The organism is Trichococcus sp. TS_SC_9 (assembly GCF_056156325.1).
Window position 1 is genome coordinate 233,784 of sequence record NZ_CM149591.1, and the last position, 19,064, is coordinate 252,847.

Annotated in this window: 24 protein-coding genes; all 24 read right to left on the reverse strand. The window is 41.9% G+C overall.

Annotated features, from left to right (window positions below; translation table 11 throughout):
* Positions 1-3: 3 nt before the first annotated feature.
* The 24 genes from AC0J5I_RS00950 to flgB all read right to left on the reverse strand — a co-directional run bounded on the left by AC0J5I_RS00950 (position 4) and on the right by flgB (position 18,867).
* Positions 4-762 carry a flagellar hook-basal body protein gene (locus tag AC0J5I_RS00950; protein WP_475302276.1) on the reverse strand — a complete coding sequence of 253 codons (759 nt, stop codon included), beginning with the start codon at positions 760-762 and terminating at the stop codon, positions 4-6.
* The gene (locus AC0J5I_RS00955; protein WP_475302280.1) at positions 755-1,471 is read right to left on the reverse strand and encodes a sigma-70 family RNA polymerase sigma factor; all 717 of its coding nucleotides are present in this window, start codon (positions 1,469-1,471) and stop codon (positions 755-757) included. The genes AC0J5I_RS00950 and AC0J5I_RS00955 overlap by 8 nt, the downstream gene beginning before the upstream one ends.
* A 49-nt stretch (positions 1,472-1,520) precedes the next feature.
* Positions 1,521-3,620 (reverse strand): flagellar biosynthesis protein FlhA, encoded by a 2,100-nt coding sequence (gene flhA / locus AC0J5I_RS00960; RefSeq protein ID WP_475302285.1) that lies wholly within the window; start codon positions 3,618-3,620, stop codon positions 1,521-1,523.
* Between the two features lie 20 nt (positions 3,621-3,640).
* Positions 3,641-4,708 carry a flagellar biosynthesis protein FlhB gene (gene flhB, locus AC0J5I_RS00965; protein WP_475302289.1) on the reverse strand — a complete coding sequence of 356 codons (1,068 nt, stop codon included), beginning with the start codon at positions 4,706-4,708 and terminating at the stop codon, positions 3,641-3,643.
* A 15-nt stretch (positions 4,709-4,723) separates the two neighbouring features.
* Positions 4,724-5,479, reverse strand: coding sequence for a flagellar biosynthetic protein FliR (fliR, locus tag AC0J5I_RS00970; RefSeq protein ID WP_475302293.1), 756 nt, complete (start codon positions 5,477-5,479; stop codon positions 4,724-4,726).
* A 10-nt stretch (positions 5,480-5,489) separates the two neighbouring features.
* A complete protein-coding gene (gene fliQ / locus AC0J5I_RS00975) occupies positions 5,490-5,753 on the reverse strand; it encodes a flagellar biosynthesis protein FliQ (RefSeq protein WP_086985762.1) in 264 nt (87 codons plus the stop codon).
* 10 nt (positions 5,754-5,763) lie between these two features.
* Positions 5,764-6,498, reverse strand: a complete 735-nt coding sequence (fliP, locus tag AC0J5I_RS00980) for a flagellar type III secretion system pore protein FliP (protein WP_086628581.1) — start codon at positions 6,496-6,498, stop codon at positions 5,764-5,766.
* A 1-nt stretch (position 6,499) separates the two neighbouring features.
* Positions 6,500-6,871 carry a flagellar biosynthetic protein FliO gene (locus tag AC0J5I_RS00985; RefSeq protein WP_475302303.1) on the reverse strand — a complete coding sequence of 124 codons (372 nt, stop codon included), beginning with the start codon at positions 6,869-6,871 and terminating at the stop codon, positions 6,500-6,502.
* A gap of 26 nt (positions 6,872-6,897) precedes the next feature.
* Positions 6,898-7,371 (reverse strand): flagellar basal body-associated FliL family protein, encoded by a 474-nt coding sequence (locus AC0J5I_RS00990; RefSeq protein WP_475302307.1) that lies wholly within the window; start codon positions 7,369-7,371, stop codon positions 6,898-6,900.
* Positions 7,371-8,192, reverse strand: coding sequence for a flagellar motor protein MotB (locus AC0J5I_RS00995; RefSeq protein ID WP_475302313.1), 822 nt, complete (start codon positions 8,190-8,192; stop codon positions 7,371-7,373). The genes AC0J5I_RS00990 and AC0J5I_RS00995 overlap by 1 nt, the downstream gene beginning before the upstream one ends.
* A 3-nt stretch (positions 8,193-8,195) precedes the next feature.
* Complete coding sequence (locus AC0J5I_RS01000; RefSeq protein ID WP_475302317.1) at positions 8,196-9,008, reverse strand: motility protein A; 813 nt, start codon at positions 9,006-9,008, stop codon at positions 8,196-8,198.
* Positions 9,005-9,208 (reverse strand): flagellar FlbD family protein, encoded by a 204-nt coding sequence (locus AC0J5I_RS01005; protein WP_475302321.1) that lies wholly within the window; start codon positions 9,206-9,208, stop codon positions 9,005-9,007. The genes AC0J5I_RS01000 and AC0J5I_RS01005 overlap by 4 nt, the downstream gene beginning before the upstream one ends.
* A gap of 26 nt (positions 9,209-9,234) precedes the next feature.
* Positions 9,235-10,119 carry a flagellar hook-basal body complex protein gene (locus tag AC0J5I_RS01010; RefSeq protein ID WP_475302325.1) on the reverse strand — a complete coding sequence of 295 codons (885 nt, stop codon included), beginning with the start codon at positions 10,117-10,119 and terminating at the stop codon, positions 9,235-9,237.
* An 83-nt stretch (positions 10,120-10,202) separates the two neighbouring features.
* Positions 10,203-10,583 carry a TIGR02530 family flagellar biosynthesis protein gene (locus AC0J5I_RS01015; protein WP_475302330.1) on the reverse strand — a complete coding sequence of 127 codons (381 nt, stop codon included), beginning with the start codon at positions 10,581-10,583 and terminating at the stop codon, positions 10,203-10,205.
* A gap of 4 nt (positions 10,584-10,587) precedes the next feature.
* A complete protein-coding gene (locus AC0J5I_RS01020) occupies positions 10,588-11,007 on the reverse strand; it encodes a flagellar hook assembly protein (protein WP_475302333.1) in 420 nt (139 codons plus the stop codon).
* A gap of 18 nt (positions 11,008-11,025) precedes the next feature.
* Entirely contained in the window at positions 11,026-12,474 is a 1,449-nt protein-coding gene (locus AC0J5I_RS01025; protein WP_475302337.1) for a flagellar hook-length control protein FliK, read from the reverse strand.
* 41 nt (positions 12,475-12,515) lie between these two features.
* A complete protein-coding gene (gene fliJ / locus AC0J5I_RS01030) occupies positions 12,516-12,950 on the reverse strand; it encodes a flagellar export protein FliJ (RefSeq protein ID WP_475302341.1) in 435 nt (144 codons plus the stop codon).
* 23 nt (positions 12,951-12,973) lie between these two features.
* Positions 12,974-14,284, reverse strand: coding sequence for a flagellar protein export ATPase FliI (gene fliI, locus AC0J5I_RS01035; protein WP_475302345.1), 1,311 nt, complete (start codon positions 14,282-14,284; stop codon positions 12,974-12,976).
* Positions 14,277-15,077 carry a FliH/SctL family protein gene (locus AC0J5I_RS01040; protein ID WP_475302349.1) on the reverse strand — a complete coding sequence of 267 codons (801 nt, stop codon included), beginning with the start codon at positions 15,075-15,077 and terminating at the stop codon, positions 14,277-14,279. The genes fliI and AC0J5I_RS01040 overlap by 8 nt, the downstream gene beginning before the upstream one ends.
* Entirely contained in the window at positions 15,061-16,065 is a 1,005-nt protein-coding gene (gene fliG / locus AC0J5I_RS01045; RefSeq protein ID WP_475302353.1) for a flagellar motor switch protein FliG, read from the reverse strand. The genes AC0J5I_RS01040 and fliG overlap by 17 nt, the downstream gene beginning before the upstream one ends.
* Before the next feature lie 11 nt (positions 16,066-16,076).
* Positions 16,077-17,642, reverse strand: a complete 1,566-nt coding sequence (gene fliF / locus AC0J5I_RS01050) for a flagellar basal-body MS-ring/collar protein FliF (RefSeq protein WP_475302357.1) — start codon at positions 17,640-17,642, stop codon at positions 16,077-16,079.
* 24 nt (positions 17,643-17,666) lie between these two features.
* Positions 17,667-17,999 (reverse strand): flagellar hook-basal body complex protein FliE, encoded by a 333-nt coding sequence (gene fliE, locus AC0J5I_RS01055; protein WP_475302361.1) that lies wholly within the window; start codon positions 17,997-17,999, stop codon positions 17,667-17,669.
* 27 nt (positions 18,000-18,026) lie between these two features.
* Positions 18,027-18,461, reverse strand: coding sequence for a flagellar basal body rod protein FlgC (gene flgC / locus AC0J5I_RS01060; protein WP_475302365.1), 435 nt, complete (start codon positions 18,459-18,461; stop codon positions 18,027-18,029).
* 25 nt (positions 18,462-18,486) lie between these two features.
* Complete coding sequence (gene flgB / locus AC0J5I_RS01065; protein WP_475302369.1) at positions 18,487-18,867, reverse strand: flagellar basal body rod protein FlgB; 381 nt, start codon at positions 18,865-18,867, stop codon at positions 18,487-18,489.
* Between the last annotated feature and the right edge of the window lie 197 nt (positions 18,868-19,064).

Below are 19,064 nucleotides of genomic sequence, written 5' to 3' on the forward strand. Positions count from 1 at the left end.
TTCTTACACTTTTCCGATTTCATTTACTGCCTTGCTTAATGTCTCATCTGAAGCATGTAATATTTTTTGATTCGCTTCGAATTCTCTTGTTAGTTGCATCATTTGGACCATATGATCTGCCATGTCAACATTGGAAGTTTCCAAATACTTTTGCAGGACAAGCGTGTTATCATCTGTTGTCATCCCTGCCTGATAAGAAAAAAGCGTATCTCCAAGCGATTGAAGGTTTTCAGCTTCCACATTATCCGTCAGCAAAAAACTGACTCCCGTAGCATTTACACTTCCAGTCTGGTCGACAGTAAATGGCACGCTGCCTGCTGGAATGGTGGTTATTTGTCCAGATTGGGTTCTGCCAAGCACCAAGTAGCCTTCCTGAGTAGTCAGATTACCAGTTGAATCCACAGAAAAGTTGCCGTTTCGCGTAACTGCCTGTTCGCCGTTAGGCATCTGAACTGTAAAGAAAGCATCTCCCATTAAAGCAAAATCATTGGTTGAATTCGTGCTCTTAATACCGCCCTGAGTCAGATTACGGTAAGCTGTATCTATCTGGTTTCCAAAATTCAGTCCATCAATCTGATTAAGCTGATTGAGCATAGGACCGTTTAAATTATTCCCGAATTGAAAGGTCTCAGTCGTACTTTGGATAAGCTCTTGATATTTGTACCCGCTAGTATTCACATTAGCGATATTTGTGCTCAGGTTATCTTGCTTTTTCTGCAATACGTTGAACTGGTGGCCAACTGTGTCCAAGCTTCTAATCAAGTTCTTCCCTCCTCATTTCTTCTTTCAATTTCAATATCATTTTCCCGTGGATCTGCGAAACTCTGGGGACGGAAACTTCCAGTATGTACGCAATTTCCTTAAGCGGTAATTTTTCCACATAATACAATTGTAAAACTAATTGCTCGCGTTCCTTCAATCGACCGATTGCGCCTTTCAATGCCTGCATCTGCTCGTTCTTCAGCAATTCTTCTTCAACCGAAATGGCATGCTTATCGACGATCATATCTCCCAATTCTACTCCATTGCCTTCATCATTAAAGATCATTTTTTCCAATGACTGTGTAGCCAAATAAGAAGCCGTATCATATACCTGACCTAATTGTTTGACAGTAACCTGAAGTTCTTGGCGTATCTCTTCTTCAGAGGGCATTCTTTGCAAACTGTGCTGAAGCGACTCCACTGCAAGCCTGTATTCCTTTAGTTTATTCATTCCCGTGCGAGAAACCGGACCATTGCGACGGATTTCATCGATTATAGCCCCTTTGATCCGAATAAATGCATAATTTTCAAAAGGCACTTTCTTTTCTTCATCGTATTTGTCGATAGCATCCATTAGCCCGATGACACCGATATTCACCAAATCGCTCTTCTCATAATCAGAATTACTCAATCCGATGTGTCGGACCACTTTTTCGACTAGAGGCACGTACTTCAATATGATTGCTTCTCTGTCCTCTATATTTTGCATATCCTGCTCCCATCTACAAGTGATTGAAAATTCATTTTTTTACCAACTATCATGAAGGATCAAAAGTAATGTCTTCGACTGTTCCGACTGATTCTATCGCAATTTCGTTCGGAACTTCATTCAAAGATAATACAGCTATTTCCGGAAAATTAAATGTCAACAGATTTTTCAAAGAGGGTCTTATTTTCGGAGATACCAGCAGGACATGCGGTCTTCCCTCTGCTTCCAGATTGTTATGAATTTTCTTTATGCTGTCAAATAATTTTGTGACGTTGTTTCCTTGAATGAGTGGAATCGACCCCGAAGAAGATTTTTGGATATTTTTACCGAGCATTTCCTCAGTGTTTGGATGGATCGTAACGACATTCAGCACTGCATTTTCATCCAAATAATTTTTCACGATGGTTTGCTTCAGTGCTTGACGGACGTATTCCGTCAGTAATTCAATGTCTTTTACCGTGGTGCCATAGTCAGCCAACGTCTCCAAGACAGTAACCATGTCTGTGATCGGTATATTTTCCTTCAGCAAGTTCTGAAGCACTTTTTGCACTTCGCCCAATCTAAGGATATCCGGTATCAACTCATCGATGACAACGTTATGCGTTTCTTTCAGCGTTTCCAATAGTTGCTTCACTTCTTGCCTGCCGAGCAGTTCCTGACTATGCTGAAAAATGGTTTCTTTAAGGTGTGTGACGAATACGGTGAGGGGATCTACCACGGTATACCCTTGCAAATCTGCCATTTCCCGATCATTTCCAGTTATCCACATGGCATCCAACCCAAAAGAAGGTTCTTTGGTTGCGATACCGTTAAAAGTGAAGTCCGTATCTCCTGGAGACAAGATCAAGAAGCGATCCATATATAACTCGCCTTGTGCGTAAACATTCCCTTTAATTTTGATTACATATTGGTTCATACTCAGTTGTAGGTTATCTTTAATGCGAATCGGCTTCAACAGTATACCGACTTCTGTAGCGCACTGTTTCCGTATGCTATGTATTTGGTTCAATAAATTATCGTCTTTTGATTCATCAGCTATTGCAATCAGACCATAGCCGATTTCAATGGAAATGGGATCCACTTGATGCGCAGTGACGGTTTCTTCCTCGGATTGATTTTGAAGCATTCGCTCTCCTGCGAGAACACGGTGTTCTTCGGTTATTCTCTCAAATTGTACTTTCGTTTCATTTTGTTGAATAAGATAGCTCGAACCCCCCAATAGTATCGCCATCATTGAAAAGGTAAATGTCGGAAAACCTGGCAATAGTGCAAAAACAAGTAAAATAGCAGAAACCAGATAAAGCACCTTTGAACTGGACATCAATTCCGGTATCAGTGATGTTCCAAATGTTTTTGCATTTCCCGATCTTGTAACCAAAATCCCTGAACCGATCGAAATCAGTAAGGAAGGGATCTGGCTGACTAATCCATCACCGATTGTCAATCTCCCGAATTTATTCATCGCTTCCATGATGGGCATGCCTTGTTGAAGAGAATAAATGAGCGTTCCACCGATTAAGTTGATGAACGTAATAATTATACCCGCGGTAGCATCGCCCTTTACAAATTTACTGGCACCATCCATCGCCCCAAAAAATTGTGTTTCCCGCTCCAAGTCGTTGCGTCGTTGTTTCGCTTGCTGTTCATTGATCAAGCCGGAATTCAGATCAGAATCGATCGACATTTGCTTTCCGGGCATCGCATCCAAGGTGAAACGTGCGGATACTTCCGATACCCGACTCGCACCATTCGTCACGACGATCATTTGAATAATAAAAATGATGATAAAAATGACGGCACCGACTATGATATTATTTCCGGCAACCAAATTCGCGAATGTATCAATAACCTTCCCAGCATCACCCTCAGTCAGAACCAACCGCGTTGAAGAAATATTCAATCCCAACCTGAACATGGTTGTCAGTAAAAGGAGCGTGGGAAAGGTAGAGAATTCCAGGACATTTTTAGTGAATAACGTCAACAACAGAATCGTCATGGACAAGGCTAGATTCACAATCAACAACAAATCGAGAAGTGGTGCAGGTAATGGAATAATAATCATCGCCAAAATGAGGACGACAAACGTTGCAATCCCTACATCCATAAACGCTGAAGCATTCCCATTTTTTTTGGTTAGTTGTGTAGCCATTACATCACTCTTTCTCTCACTTATATTTTCCTCTTGTTGCTTTCATTGATCTGATAAATCAACGCAATCATCTCAGCTATCGCTTCATAAAAGTCCAATGGTATCGGCTGGCCGATTTCAACTGATCGGTACATGGCACGCGCCACTGGTTTATTCTCCATAATCGGAATATTATTTTTTGAAGCTGCTTCCCTGATTTTTTCTGCCACATAGTCTGCCCCTTTGGCGACGACTATGGGTACTTGATCGCGTTTTTTATCATAACGCACGGCAATTGCCAAATGCGTTGGGTTTGTGATGATGACAGTAGCAGACTCCACATCCTTCAGCATTTGCTTACTAAATTGTTTATATTTTTGACGTCTTAATGATTTTATGTGAGGATCGCCTTCTGATTCTTTGTACTCATCCTTCATTTCTTGTTTGGTCATATTCAAATTCTTTTTATAGTCATATTTTTGATAGACGAAATCCACCATCCCCAACAGAAACAATAAGATGGCCAGATTCGTACTGATATCTTTGACAAGTTCCAAAATCAAAAAATAGAGTTTTTCGGTTCCCACAGCAGATGCATTGATGATGTAATAACCCGATTTTTCTAACGAAATATAACTGACGTATCCAATCAGAATCATCTTGAGAATATTTTTGACCAAATTGAATAGTGCTTTTTTACTGAACATATTTTTAAGACCACTCAATGGATTCAGTCTGCTCAATTTAAATTTTAAGGCTTCTGTTGAGAACAATAACCCTGTTTGGATGATATTTGCAATCAAAGCTCCAATAAAAGCAATCCCTAAGAAAGGGCCCGCTAAGATGAATATGGATAAGAAAGCCTTCATTCCAATATCATTAAGATTATTTTCAAGACCGCCTACATCATAGTCAACAGCCAATTCCCTCTTCAGATAAACATACCCATATTGAAGGGCATGCGTGGATAGTGCAATCGCAAACATCACGAACATGATATAAGTAAAGGCAGAATTGAATTCTTGGCTTTTGGCTATCTCTCCACGTTTTCGAGCATCCTTCAGCTTTTTGGGGGTGGGTTTTTCAGTCTTTCCATCTTTCTCGCTCACATGTTCACCTCTTCATCAGCTTAGTGACTGGATAAATTCAGTCATGTATTTCACCATCAATGGCAGCATCTCTGTCATACTATCCATTAAATTAGGCAACAGAACCAGCATAAGTGACATACTGACCAGAATCTTTAAAGGCATACTAAGCATCAATACATTTATCTGAGGTACAGTCCGAGAGAGCACTCCCAAAACGACTTCCGTCAACAAGGCCGCAATAACGATAGGCGCTGAGAGATTCAACGCTATCTCAAACATCATCGCAAACAGAGTGACAATCCCTTTCACTCCAAAATCCCCTACGGAAAACTCTTCGATGGGAAAAATAGTGAATCCGGATACCAACGCCCTCAAGACATGATGGTGCATATCCGTAACAAAGAAGATGGACAGCGCCATCCAATAATATATTTTCCCGAAGTAGGATGCCTGAACCCCTATCGCAGGATCAAAGACGGCAGACATGGAGAACCCCACCTGGAAATCAGCAAAGCCGCCTGCTATCTCAACTGCATAAAAGAAGAGGTTTGTGATATAGCCTAGCGCCAGGCCGACCAGCGATTCCTTCAGCGCGAAAAGCGCCAATTGCACCAACCCCAGCTCGGACTCCATGGCGGGTATTATGATGTAAACCGGCAAACTCAAGCCCAAAGAAATGGCAATCTTCACAACAGTTGGTACACCTTTGAATGAAAATCCCTTACTTATAAAAACGAAAGAACCTATCCGCATAAAGATCAGTATAAGTTTCTGTAATGTAATCAGCATCGTTTACCCATCACAATCCAGCGATCAACTCGAATATTTTTTCTGTATAAGCGATCAATGCATTCAGCATAAAATTGCCGAATACGATCAAGGCTCCAATTACAGCTAATATTTTTGGCACAAAGCTTAACGTTTGTTCCTGCAACTGCGTAGCTGCTTGAATGATACTGATGATCAAACCTACCACCAAAGCGATGGCCAGCGTCGGTCCGGCAACTATCAAGATGGTCATGAAGCCTTCTCTCAAAACATCTAAAACTTTTTCTATCGACATTCATGCACCCCTATTGAAAACCTAAAACCAGCGACTCAACGACCAAATACCAACCATCCACCAAAACGAAAAGGAGTAACTTAAAAGGCAACGAAATCATTACCGGCGACAACATAAACATCCCCATGGACATCAAAATACTTGCAACAACGATGTCTATTACCAAAAATGGAATAAAAATCAAAAAACCGATCGTAAAGGCTGTCCGCAACTCACTGATTGCAAAAGCAGGAATCAGACTAAGTAAACTAACATCTCCGGTGTTGGTTGGCATGTCATCCCCCTGCAGATCCAGAAAGAGGGTAAGATCCTTCTCACGTGTCTGCTTAAGCATAAAGTCCCGGATCGGGTCTTCTGCTATATAAAAAAACTCTTCTATGCCGATCTGATCCTCCATCAATGGAACCGCCGCCTCATGGTAAACTTCCGTATAGGCTGGCCTCATGATAAAAAAAGTCAAGAAGGCCGCCAAGCCTATCAAGACAGTGTTGGGAGGATTTTGCTGTGTGCCTAACGAACTTCTCAAAAAAGAAAAGACAATGATGATCCGCGTAAAACACGTAGTCAATATCAAAAATGCCGGTATGACACTCAGAAGACCTATCAACACATACATTTTTACAGCATCCGATGTCCCACCCAGAGCATTTTGAACCGTGTCAACGATTTCCGCCGCATGAACTTTTTGAGGAAATGTCAGAAATAACAATCCAACGCCGCTTGTGACAATCCCTTTTTTCACCATCCTATTTTCTCATCCCTCTTCGTGAAATTCTTATATTCTCATCAACTTCTTCAAAAACCACTGGGCTTTTTGGATGGAATTTTTTATGTTGCGATAAATCCAAGACGGTTTTCTCTTCCTTTATGTCCTCAATGTTCAATTCCTTTAAAATTTCATTCTTTGAATCTGTACAGCTCATCAAAAAATAGGATTCCGAGACTTTAATGACACAAAGAGAAGATGTACGATTTAATGGAATGCGCTCTATCATAGTGATGTATTTGCCGTTCTTATTGACGAATCGATCTAATATTTTCAACAGATAATTTATGGCAAAAATAACAAAAATCAACACGATAAAACTTTTTCCGATGTATAGCAGTTCATTTTCCATTTCTTTGACGCACACCTTCCAATTTGCTATTGCATGACAATATTTGTAATATATAAATCACTCGCAACTTCCGAACCCAAACTTTGATTGATTTTCAAAATGATCTCCTGTTTGATGACCAGGACGCCCTCCGATTCATCGAAAATGTTGGTAGTAGATTTATTTCTAAGCACACTGATGATCGCATCTCGTACAATTGCTGCCTTTTCAGTCAGAATTGCCCCGTTCTCTTCATCAGTTGTTTCTACGGACATTTCTATTTTCAAAAAATCATTCAGACTGCCATCATTTGATTTCAAATTTACAAGAAATTCTTCTTGGGGAACCAGTATGCTCTCTACTTCTTTTTTATTGAAGCTAGTGATCCATTCTTTTGCTTTCCCTGTCGTTATCAAAGAACCGATCGTTCCTCCACCGACCATCAGAGCCACTAAAATTATAGCTATCAGGATGAGCTTTGGAATGCTCTGTTTCTTAGGCAACTGTGCTTCTTTATCCATCATTCTGCCCCCTCAGGTTCATAAACCAACACAATATTGACTCTTCGATTTTCAGCACGCTGTTCAGCTGTATCATTTGGAACAAGCGGATTATATTCGCCATAGCCGACAGCAGATAAACGTGTGGGGTTTATATTTCGCTGTTCAGCCAAATGTCTAAGAACGGCAATGGCTCTGCCAGCCGATAATTCCCAGTTACTTTCAAATTTAGTATCGTGGTGTGGAACATTATCTGTATGCCCTTCAATCACGACTTTATTTTCAAAATTACCGATTAATTCTGCTACTTTTTGTAAAGCTGCTGTGCCACTCTCTGTTATTACTGCGCTTCCTGGAGTGAACAAGATTGCTGCCTTCACGTTCATGTAGACACCATCTGCATCCATACTCATACTGATTTCTTCGGACAATCCATTCTTTTCGACAAAATCTTTGACTTCCTGATACATTTTGATAACTTCTGGATCCACTGCAATCATCGTTTGACCATCTGACGTAAGCAAATCAGCCTGAGCAGCCTCTGCTTTTGCCGATTGAATGGCTGCTGCCTCCATTTCCGACAAGCCGGCTGAATCAACAGTTGCAGCCTTTTCAGCATCCTCAGGAACCCATTGTCCTCCAGTCAATATACTTTTTTGACCAGATCCTACAAAGGAATTTTGCAAGGAATCTGCGGCTTGGGTGAACTTGTCATTGCTGACACTGGACATCGAGTAGAGCAAGATGAAGAAAGTCAGTAAAAGCGTCATCAAATCCGAAAATGTTGTCATCCATTCCGGAGAACCACCTGATTCAGAACTTCGTTTCCGCCTTCTACTCATATGTTAATTTACCTCGCTTGGAACAGCAGAAGCGTTCGTCTTCATATTTTTCTTTTTGTTTTTTACAAGCTTGTTATCCAAGTAGCCATTCAATTTTTGTTCGATTGTTCTAGGATTTTGCCCTGCTTGAATAGATAAAATACCCTCAATAATCATCTCGCATACTTCCAACTCGGCTTCAGTCTGCATTTTTAGATTGGTAGCTATCGGAATAAACAGTAGATTAGCAAAAAAACTTCCGTAGAAGGTTGTAATCAAAGCCACTGCCATCCCGCTCCCGATTGTGCTGGGATCATTTAATTGGCTTAACATATTGATTAAACCGATTAATGTTCCGATCATACCAAATGCAGGAGCCAACTCTCCCCACTTGATGAAAATGGCTTGCCCTACTCCATGCCTTGATTCCATATTTGCAATTTTTATTTCCAGAATACTTTTGATATCGGTAGGATCCATCCCATCCACCGCCATTTGAAGGCCATCTCGTAAAATCAGATTGTCAATTTTGCTGATTTCTTGTTCCAAAGTCAAAATCCCTTTGCTGCGGGACAAACGAGAGAGTTCTGTGAATTTTTCAATCAGATCATTTTTATCTTCTGTAGGTGTGCTGATTACTTTCTTGAAAATAATTGGAATGTTTTTTATATCAGAAAACGGAAAGCTGATCAGCAAGGCACAGAACGAGCCCACTAATGTAATAATTAGAGAGGGTACATCGATAAACCCACCCATGCTTCCGCCCTGATTAATGGACCAGATGATTAAAGCTACTCCAATGACAAGAGCCAATGGTGGGATTGGATTTTTTTTCATTTTCCAACCTCCGGTAAAGCAAGATAAATTTTCCTTTTATAGTCCACAATTTTCTCCACTATTAGGGTTGCCGGTTCACTCACACGAATGTGCTGACCATCGGACAAGGTTATTATCGTATCATACGCTTCGTCGATACGGTAAATTAAGTCACAATTCAAAAAAAACGCCTCGCCTGAAACACTGGTTAAAGCTATCATGGACTCTCCTCATTTCTTTTTGAAGTTTAGCGTTTTAATGCCAATAACTCTTCCAACATCGAGTCAGAAGTCGTTATGCTTCTTGAGTTAGCTTGATAGGCTCTGTTGGCGATGATCATTTCGGTAAACTCATTCGCGAGATCTACATTTGACATTTCCAAAAAGCCTGCACGGATGACGCCATAACCATCATCTGCTGGAAAACCTAGTTCTGGAGCACCAGAGTTGGCTGATTCAACATATAAATTGCCACCCGATTTTTCCAATCCAGCTGCATTAGAGAACTTAGCTAGTGCGACTTGTCCGATTACATAGGATTCTCCATTCCCATAATTTCCGGTGATAACACCTTTACTGTCAACTGAATGACTCTTCAAACCAAACACGTTTGTTGCTCCATCGGGTATACTGTCAGATGCTGTAATTGATCCGTCAGTATTAATCTGTATATATGCAGGTATACTCAATTTTTCCAGAGTCTCATTTCCATCCGCTTCAGTGTTGTTGACGCCCATAACACTGTAACCAGCACTCGTCACCAAATTATTCTCGGCATCAAGATAGAAGCCACCATCTCTTGTATAATAATTATTGACTCCTCCATCTCCACTCACTACAAAGAAAGAGCTGTCGCCATTTTCAATCCCGAAGTCCAGTTCCCGGCCTGTGGCTTGCAGTGATCCTCCATTCATGATTGTATCGATGGCACTAGTTTGGACACCCAGTCCAACCTGCTTCGCATTTACACCTTCTTGGGCACTTGCAATCGATTGGCTAATCATATCTTCGAAACGTACCCTTCCACTCTTAAATCCAGTTGTGTTTACGTTAGCTATATTATTTGAGATTACATCCATCTTTGTTTGTAAGTTTTTCATACCTGTAACGCCAGAGTATAATGATTTTAACATTTGATTTCCTCCTAGTAGTTTACATATTGATCCTATCGGTCATTCAAGGATCGTACGGCTTCCTTATCGGTCCAGCCGTTTTTTTAATCTTTAATGAATTTTGTGCTGTCGATGTTCATCACTGTGTCCAATTCATTTTGATTCAATGCGGTGATGATCGTGCGATTGTCGATGCTTGCAATCAAAGCCATATCTTTATAAAATAATAAAGAATTTTTTGAGCCTTTGTCATCCAGCTCATCCATCGCTTGGCTTAGATTACTCATATCTTCACCCGCCAATGAGAATCCTCTTTGATCCAGACGTTTTTGAGCATGATTGGAAATCTTCAACTCTTTGTTATCTGTACTTTGGCTCAGCACCTCTTGCATAATTGTTTGGAACTCTCTCGAAACTTGTTGCTTCTTATTATTCTGTTGGAGTGGCTCAACCCTCTTGATGTCGGCATTCGCTCTTATGTCCATCCGATTACTCTCCAATCGACTGTATGTCATTCAAATAATAGTCCTTTCCTCCAATCATCAGCGTTGCAAATCCATTTGAAAATTTCACCTTATCCACTACTCCTGTGGCGATGCTGGCTTCCCCAGTAACAGTAACGGTCTTCCCTATCATTGCTAATGCTTGCTGTTGTTGTGTCATCAACATGGTTGTGTTCAATGATTCAGTCAAATCCTTCAACTGTTCCATCGTACTGAATTGAATCATTTGAGTCATGTAATCTGTAGATCCGCCACTACTTCCCCCTTCTTCCGACATGGCAGGCATTTTTATGGCTGCAGCCATGATCTGCAAAAAATCGTCCATAGAAAGGTCAGAATTGCTTTGACTCTTATTGCTCACCATCTGTTCCGTTGAACCAATCGTAAAATTTGGTGTGATATCCACTATATGTTCACCTCCTCTTTATGCCAATAAACTAAGCCCTCTTGAAGAATGCTTCGTCATTGGTTTTTGTTTTGTTTCTGTCTTCTCTTTTGATGTTCTTTTTTTGGATTCTTGCCGTTCCATTTTCCGATGTCCTAGATCAGCTCCTTCTGAAAAGGAAAAAGCTAAACGTGCGTCTGCAACTACAGTGAGTGATAGCGTGTTTTCAGAAACACTGTGTTTAAATGGCTCCATCAATAGCGGCAATTGATCCTCCAATAGCCCCTTCGTTTCGGCATCCTGGACATGCAGGACAGCAGTGATGCTGTCTTTCGTTTTGATCAGCTGCACATGGATATCCCCGATATTATCGGGAGTAAGAAGTATTTTCACGACTGTGGTACCCAACACGGGCGTTTTTTCTATCTGCATTTCGATCGTCTTTTGGATGTCTTCGATATGAGATGCAGTGACTTTTGAAGGCTTAGATCCAAACACATTCTCTGTGGGTAGTTCACGAGTAATTGGTCCTTGATTTAAAGGTGTTCTGTTTTCGTTATAGCCCAATGCCTTTGCCGCTGCTTCCGGGGTGTCTGCATTGTCTTCTTTATCAGCTATCGGTTGCCGAATAGTTGTTTCCCTTATTTGCAGTTCAGCGGACCGTTCAGCACGCTTACCTTCCGGAACAACTTCAACTGTTACATTATTTTCAGGAGATCTTGGTAAGGATTCATCAGGTGGGCTGCTTTCCACTAAAGAAAAAGCACGGTCCGTTTGTCTCATTTTATTTTCCCATGGCATTGCTGAAGTATCTTTCAACAGATCATTTACTTTTACGGGAGAAACGGGCCCCAAGCTATTCCCTGATTTCTGTTCTAAGGAGATTTTAGGATCAGCCAAAGAAAAATCAGCTTGTTGTCTCCGCATATCACCCTTGGTCAGGTGGCGCTCTTGTTCTCCATATTCCCTTATCCCGAGGCTTTCGGGAATGGCTACCGGCTCATCCGCTTGCGATCCGCTTGGACTCGCAGTGATAGCCGTGTCCGAAGGAGGCAAACTTTTCAGGTGTGTTTCAGCTTCGATCTCTTCCGGTCGTGCAGGCACTTGTACTGTGGACACAGCGTAATCAAGTTTAGCTGTTATCCCTTGCTGATTCTCTGCAATGCTTCCGAGCCACGCTCCCATCTGTTCTGGTTTTTCATCTGTCGGAACATTCCTGACTGATACCATAGACTTTCCATCCTGAAGGATTCTGTGTGGGAAGAAATTCAAATAGGCCTGTTCTGTTGCTTCCTGATTGGTGCCCTCTTCTGGATCCTCCGTTTCCAGGGAAACAGTTGTTTCTTCTTGCGGATCAGTCGACGGCCCGTTGCCTTTGATCATGCCTGATAAAACATTATCAAAAATTGAACCGTCTGCTTTTGTGGCAGATGACTTAGCCGGATTGAGAACTTGCGCAGAAATTCCGGACGATGCACCTGTAATCATCAATTCACCTCCTTTCAATACCTACCCTATACTATATCGACTTAAAAGTAGCTTTTTTTATACTGTAGGGTAGCGATTTCGTCAAGCTCCTTTTGTTCTTCACTTTTTACTTGCGCAAGCACCTGCACACTTTCGCGTTCTTTTAATTTTTCCATTATTTTGCGGTCTTTGTGTGCTTGTAGCAACGCTTCTTGAAGCTGCTCCATGTCACTTTGCGCTTGATCGATAGCATTTTTTTGAATGACTATTTTTTCGTCGATCAGACCTTTGAGGTGATGGTTATATCTTAAAGTGTGTATCTCCGTCAACTTCATTTGTTCATGTTTCAATTTCGTATTTTCATTAACCAGATGCCTGAGTTGCTGTTGCTGCTGTTGCATCTGATTTTGGGCATGGAGAACGGATTTCCTTGCATTCTCTTCTTCAGTGATTCGCCACTCCAGAATTTTTTCCATTGAAAACTGATGTCTTTTCATCTAATATCACCTTGATTTTCTGATCATTTGAATAAATTTTGTAAAGTAGCCACAATTTCATCATGAGAATGCGGTTCATCCACACGTTGTTTCAAGAAGTTTTTTATGACGGGTGCAAGTGAAATAGCCCGATCAATTTCAGGGTTGCTCCCTTTTCGATAGGCACCTACATCTATTAAGTCCTTAGCTTCTGCATAAATGGCCATATTCTCTTTCAGCATTCCGGCTGCACGGCTATGGGATTCCGGAACAATATCTTTCATCAAACGACTCACGCTGTTTTGGACATCAATTGCCGGATATTGATTCTCCGCGGCAATTTTTCTTGAGAGGATGATGTGGCCGTCCAAAATTCCTCGAACCGCATCTGCAATGGGTTCGTTCATGTCATCCCCTTCAACCAGTACTGTGTAAAAGGCAGTAATCGAGCCATGCTCGGACATGCCGCTTCTCTCCAATAATTTCGGAAGCACAGTGAAAACTGACGGCGTATACCCTTTTGATGTTGGTGGTTCCCCTGTAGCCAATCCGATTTCCCTTTGCGCCATAGCGACCCGTGTTACGGAATCCATCATCAAAATCACTTTTTTCCCTTGATCTCTGTAGTACTCTGCTATTGCAGTGGCAACATACGCACCCTTAAGCCGTACTAACGGAGGAGAATCTGAAGTAGCACAGACGACCACAGATTTCCGGTAGCCTTCTTCGCCCAAATCCTTTTCGATGAATTCCAACACTTCACGTCCACGCTCTCCGATCAGACCAATCACAATGACGTCCGCCTCGCAGTACCGTGCAATCATCCCTAAAAGGGTACTTTTCCCTACACCACTACCTGCAAAAATACCAACACGCTGTCCTTCGCCGATTGTTAGCAGCCCATCAATCGCTTTAATTCCAGTAGGGATGACGTGCTCTATTCTGTTGCGTCTGAAAGGATCTGGTGCACTCCTATTCACTTTGAAGGGAACACCATTCAGTTGCTTATTATGATCCATCGGTCTTCCCAAACCATCCAGTGTGGTGCCCAACAACTCATCACTGACCTCAATCTGAAGTGTCTTTCCGGTTGGACGCACTAAACAGCCTGGTCCTATTCCATCGATTTCATCAAGTGGCATCAGTAATACGGTTGAATCGACAAAGCCGACCACTTCACTCAAGACTGTGGTCCCCGTCGACCGAATTTGAATCTCACAAACTTCACCAATAAAAGCTTCCAGACCCTCTACTCTGATGATCAGTCCAGTGACTTGACTCACCTTTCCCATCTTTAGATAGAATTTTCTTTTTTTTATTTGTTTATGATATGTTTCAAAAGGAATTTCAAACATGGGTATTATCTTCCAAAACATTCAAATCTGCGACAATTGCAGCAAGTTGTTTTTTTATCTGCAAGTCGATGATGGATCGACTACATTCAATAATGCAGCCATTCTTTTCCAATGTGTCATCACTCAACACAACATAACGCGCAGTAAACTCATCCGTTTTGTGTTCGGCAACGTTTGATTTGATTGTTTCAACATCATCTTGACGCACTGTAATCGTAATGAATGGCTCATTCTTTTCCATTCTTTTTAAAATTGGATCAAGCAGAAGCATAATTGTTTCGTCAGCTCTGTCAATCGACTGGTGTACGATTTGTTCTGCCATCTGCGCAGCCAGTTCAATAATCGCCTCTTTATTATCTTTGTAATAGGTCGATACAAGTGTATCGGTCTCTTTTAATTGTTTCAGCATGCTTACCCGAATGTTGGATACGGTCTCTAAGCCTTCTTGCCGACCTTTTTCATAGCCAGCAAGAAAGCCTTCTTGCATACCCAACTCTTTCCCTTGTAGCAACCCTTCTTCTTTTGCTTTGTGCTTAATGAGATCTGCTTCCTCAACAGCTTGGGCAATGACGCTTTGTCGTTCTTCCTGAGCCTCCAGCAACAACAGTCCGATCTGATCTGCTTGAGCAGCGAAAGGCTTGCAAGCATCTGACTGTCGGTTATCTTTCATCCCCGTTTTGGTTGCGGAAAGCAATGCCGCTTTTTGGCTCACAGATAATTTTGTGTCGATATCTGAAGTCGTTTCATCCGACTTCCATTGATGCGACTTAATGACGTTATGAGATGATGGCATCTTGTTCACCTCTTCTTAAATAAATCTCTCCCAGTTCATCCAGCCTTCTGATGACTGAGACAACCTTCTGTTGCGCTTCTTCTACAGCAGATAGACGGGCTGGTCCCATGAACTGCAGCTCTTCCTGTAGCGTTTCGACCGCACGACTGGATAGATTTTGAAATACGAATTGCTTGATGTCTTCCGATACACCTTTGAGAGCCAAAGCCAATTGGTCATTGTCCACTTCACGCAGAACTTTTTGGACATCTCCACGTTCTAGGCTGACGATATCTTCAAACGTAAACAGCTTGGCTTTGATTTCATTAGCCAACTCCGGTTGTTTTTCTTCCAACATGGAGATGATGTTTTTCTCCGTGCTTCGTCCAACTGAGTTAAGGATTTCAACCAACGTATGGACGCCCCCCACGGATTCTGTTTCATTATCCACAAAACTCGAGAATTTCGTCTCAATCACTTTTTCGATTTTTTCTATTACTGCAGGCGTTGTGCGCGTGATCGTTCCGATTCTTTCTGCAATTTCGGATTGTTTTTCTATGGAAAACTGGGAAAGAATCATCGCTGCTTTATCCGGCTGCATGTAACACAGTATCAATGCTACTGTCTGAGGCTGCTCGTGCAGGAGCAAATTCGTCAACTGCTGCGGATCAGCTTTTCTGGCTATATCAAACGGGCGTTCCCGTAATTGGATCTGATTTAGCATGTCAATGACTTCTTTGGCTCGCTGTGCACCCAATGCCATATTCAATAAGTTGCGGGCATACTCTACCCCGCCATCTAAGACATATTCTCTCGCTTGTGCCATTTCCAAAAACTCTGTAGCGATTTCGTCCACTTCATCTGGATTGACATAATCAATGTTTGCTATCTCGTAGCTTATTTTCTGAATGTAACTTTCAGGTAATTGCCGCATTATTTCTGCGGAGGTTTCTGTACCCAATGAGATAAGCAAAATTGCTGCCTTCTTGATTCCAGCTACATCACTCACTTATATAACACCTACTTATCTTTCATCCATATTTTTATCATATCCGCGACCATTTCCGGATTCTCTTTCGCATAAGCCTTCACCTTAACATCCCGCTGGAACTTAGGATTTTGACTGAAATCAAACTGATCCGCCTCCGGATTGCTTATAGAAGTCGGCTGAGTAATACTTTTTTGTTCAACGGCGCGTGCTGCATTAGCCATTTCCTCATCAAAAGCGCGGTACTTCTTTTCCTTGCTGTTTCGGAAAATGAAAGCAATCAAAGACAGTATGAACAACCCACCTATGCCCGCAGCAATATACAAACCATATTCTCTAAGGTAATAGGCAAGTCCTGTTTCGTTTTCAATAACGTCTTCTATGGCAGCTTCTGCAGTCACAAATGGGATACCTTCGATTTCAACTCGATCATTTCGTCCTGGATCAAATCCGATGGTTGCTTTCGTTATGTTATCAAGTTGCACTTGTTGTTCATTACTCAATGTACCATTGTAAATGACAGTAGCCGTTAATCTCGTTATCGTTCCTGGAGCACTTACCCTGACTGTAGTAGTCGAATCCAACTCATTATTGATCGTTTGTTCGTAGGAGGACTGTCCCCCGTCTTCTCCCGAGATGACAGAGTTTATCGTGTTATCATTTGCAGTCTCACCTGCCGCTTCATTCACGTCAACGGTCCCTCCGGTAGCTGCAATATTTTGGCTTCGAATCGCCGCATCTCCATAATCTACAGCTTCTTGTTCCATAGAATCAAAGTCCATCTCTGCATTCAAAGCGACGGATAGATTATCCATTCCGTAGATTGGAGCAAGTGCCGTCAGTAGCTTTTGTTCCAATTGTTGTTCATAATTCGTTACGATTGCATTGTAACGGCTCACCAACTCAGGAGAGTACTCATCCGAACCTGCCATCGCCGCATCACCTAGGATATTTCCGCTTTTGTCGACGATTTTTATGTTGTTGGTAGGTAGATTTTCTACTGCACCAGATACCAACGAGACTACTCCTTGAACGGTGGTAGCAGACAGCTGTTGATTTCCTTTCGTCGCAATCACAACGGATGCACTGGCTTCCGGCTGTTCCGTCCCAAAGACGCTTCCTTCTGGAATGGATAAGATAACTTTGGCGGACTCAACGGATTGGAGAGAGGTGATGGCACGTTCCAATTCCCCAGTCACCGCCCGCTGGTACATGATGTTACGGTCTTCATCCGTCGCCATCATGCTCGTCTCATCAAATATTTCGAAACCTGTCGAGGTCTCCGGCATCATCCCATCAACAGCCAATTGAATACGGTATTTATCAAGTTGTGTATCATCAATCAGAATCGTTCTTCCGTTATCCTCAAGCTTGTAAGCGATCGCTTTTGCTTCCAGATCATTGACGATCAAGCCAGCATCCGCCTCTTCCAATCCAGAAAATAAAGTTGTGTATTCCACGCGCTGGGAATAATAAGAGAGTCCAGAAACAAGAAGAAATATTGATAGGAGCGCAGTAATCAGTCCTGCCTTTTTTTGAGTGCTGAGTCCGCGCCATCCTTCTCGAATCGCCCCCATCGTGCTCTTCAATTGATTCATGTTGCTTATTCCCCTTGCCTATCATTAAAATTGCATATTTTTGATTTCATTGAATGCTTCCAGACTTTTATTTCTGACCTGAACTGCTAAATCAAGAGCCAACTGCGCTTCAGTGGCTTTTATCATCACATCATGCAGATTCTCGTTGTCTCCAATGATTAAACTTTGTGTTGCCGCATCGGAGGCATTCTGCGTTTCGCTCAACAGGGCCATTGATTTACCCAGAAGATTATCAAACGATGCTGTATCACTTTCGCTCTGAATGCCAGTCATTGCACTTAATGAGCTGATTTCAGATGTAAGCGTGCTGCTAGTGGGACTGTTGCCTAAATTATAGGTCGGTAAACTGATAGCCATATGATTCTCCATTCACTCATTTATTGATCAATCAGCTGAAATTTGCAGCGCTCGCTTCAGCATATCTTTACTTGCTTCCAACGCCGTAGCATTCGCTTCGTAGGTACGCATCGTCAGCATCATATCTACCATCTCGTCTGCCATATTGACATTCGGTTTGGTGACATATCCATTCTCATCTGCGTCTATATGTGTTGGGTCATACTCCCTGATGACGGCCGTTTCATCCGAATCAATGGCCGTTGGGCGTACACCAAAGCTCTTTTCTGTCGAACCATTCAGTCCAGGAGTCGTCGTCCTTTTTATGCTCTCTTCGAAAGAAACGGTCTTCTTCAAATACGGACCGCCTTCTTCCGTTCGAGTCGTGTTGACATTCGCTATGTTCGTGGATATGACATCCAACTTCAACCGTTCCAGACTAAGCCCGCTTGAGTTGATGTGCAAGGAATCAAAAATAGACATTCGTTCTTTTAACCCCTTTCATTTATCAGCTGGATATCGCAGTATTCAGAAGCCCCAACTTTGCATTCAATTGTGTCACAAGCGCATTGTAGTACAGACTATTTTGAGCCTGATTTGCCATCTCCATATCAATATCCACGTTGTTCCCATTTTCTTTGACCGCAGTATCTGTTCTTTTTGTCACAAGAGGATCGATTTGAGACAAATCGCCGAAGCCAATATGCATGCCGTTCGTTTGTTTCATGGACAGACTTTGATTTGCTTGATCCAAAAGTGATTCGAATTGAACCTGCCCCACTTTATAGTTGTCTGTATTAACATTTGCTATATTACTCGAAATAACCTCTTGCCGTGTAGAAGCAGCATTCAATGCATTCCTAAGCAAATTGTAATTTATATCGTTCATTCCGTACCCCACTTTACGTTACATTTCGTTCACACTTTAGTCACATTCACTTCATCAATCTAACTCATTATATATTAGCAATATTAATTTAACAACCCTACTTTCATTAATAAAAACCTTGACATTTCAGCGTTTTTTACAATATTTCAACTGATTATAATTTATATAATTTTATGCAGTAATCTTCTATCGAGAAA

Excerpts from the sequence above, each read along its gene's own strand:
- fliQ (WP_086985762.1), bottom strand. The coding sequence starts at position 5,753 with ATGTCGATAGAAAAAGTTTTAGATGTTTTGAGAGAAGGCTTCATGACC.
- AC0J5I_RS00985 (WP_475302303.1), bottom strand. The coding sequence starts at position 6,871 with ATGGAAAATGAACTGCTATACATCGGAAAAAGTTTTATCGTGTTGATT.
- AC0J5I_RS01040 (WP_475302349.1), bottom strand. The coding sequence starts at position 15,077 with ATGCCATCATCTCATAACGTCATTAAGTCGCATCAATGGAAGTCGGAT.
- AC0J5I_RS01025 (WP_475302337.1), bottom strand. The coding sequence starts at position 12,474 with ATGATTACAGGTGCATCGTCCGGAATTTCTGCGCAAGTTCTCAATCCG.
- AC0J5I_RS00955 (WP_475302280.1), bottom strand. The coding sequence starts at position 1,471 with ATGCAAAATATAGAGGACAGAGAAGCAATCATATTGAAGTACGTGCCT.
- fliJ (WP_475302341.1), bottom strand. The coding sequence starts at position 12,950 with ATGAAAAGACATCAGTTTTCAATGGAAAAAATTCTGGAGTGGCGAATC.
- fliI (WP_475302345.1), bottom strand. The coding sequence starts at position 14,284 with ATGTTTGAAATTCCTTTTGAAACATATCATAAACAAATAAAAAAAAGA.
- fliP (WP_086628581.1), bottom strand. The coding sequence starts at position 6,498 with ATGGTGAAAAAAGGGATTGTCACAAGCGGCGTTGGATTGTTATTTCTG.
- flhA (WP_475302285.1), bottom strand. The coding sequence starts at position 3,620 with ATGGCTACACAACTAACCAAAAAAAATGGGAATGCTTCAGCGTTTATG.
- AC0J5I_RS01005 (WP_475302321.1), bottom strand. The coding sequence starts at position 9,208 with ATGATAGCTTTAACCAGTGTTTCAGGCGAGGCGTTTTTTTTGAATTGT.
- AC0J5I_RS01010 (WP_475302325.1), bottom strand. The coding sequence starts at position 10,119 with ATGTTAAAATCATTATACTCTGGCGTTACAGGTATGAAAAACTTACAA.
- AC0J5I_RS01000 (WP_475302317.1), bottom strand. The coding sequence starts at position 9,008 with ATGAAAAAAAATCCAATCCCACCATTGGCTCTTGTCATTGGAGTAGCT.
- flgB (WP_475302369.1), bottom strand. The coding sequence starts at position 18,867 with ATGAACGATATAAATTACAATTTGCTTAGGAATGCATTGAATGCTGCT.
- flgC (WP_475302365.1), bottom strand. The coding sequence starts at position 18,461 with ATGTCTATTTTTGATTCCTTGCACATCAACTCAAGCGGGCTTAGTCTG.
- fliE (WP_475302361.1), bottom strand. The coding sequence starts at position 17,999 with ATGGCTATCAGTTTACCGACCTATAATTTAGGCAACAGTCCCACTAGC.
- AC0J5I_RS01015 (WP_475302330.1), bottom strand. The coding sequence starts at position 10,583 with ATGGACATAAGAGCGAATGCCGACATCAAGAGGGTTGAGCCACTCCAA.
- fliR (WP_475302293.1), bottom strand. The coding sequence starts at position 5,479 with ATGCTGATTACATTACAGAAACTTATACTGATCTTTATGCGGATAGGT.
- AC0J5I_RS00990 (WP_475302307.1), bottom strand. The coding sequence starts at position 7,371 with ATGGATAAAGAAGCACAGTTGCCTAAGAAACAGAGCATTCCAAAGCTC.
- fliF (WP_475302357.1), bottom strand. The coding sequence starts at position 17,642 with ATGAATCAATTGAAGAGCACGATGGGGGCGATTCGAGAAGGATGGCGC.
- AC0J5I_RS00995 (WP_475302313.1), bottom strand. The coding sequence starts at position 8,192 with ATGAGTAGAAGGCGGAAACGAAGTTCTGAATCAGGTGGTTCTCCGGAA.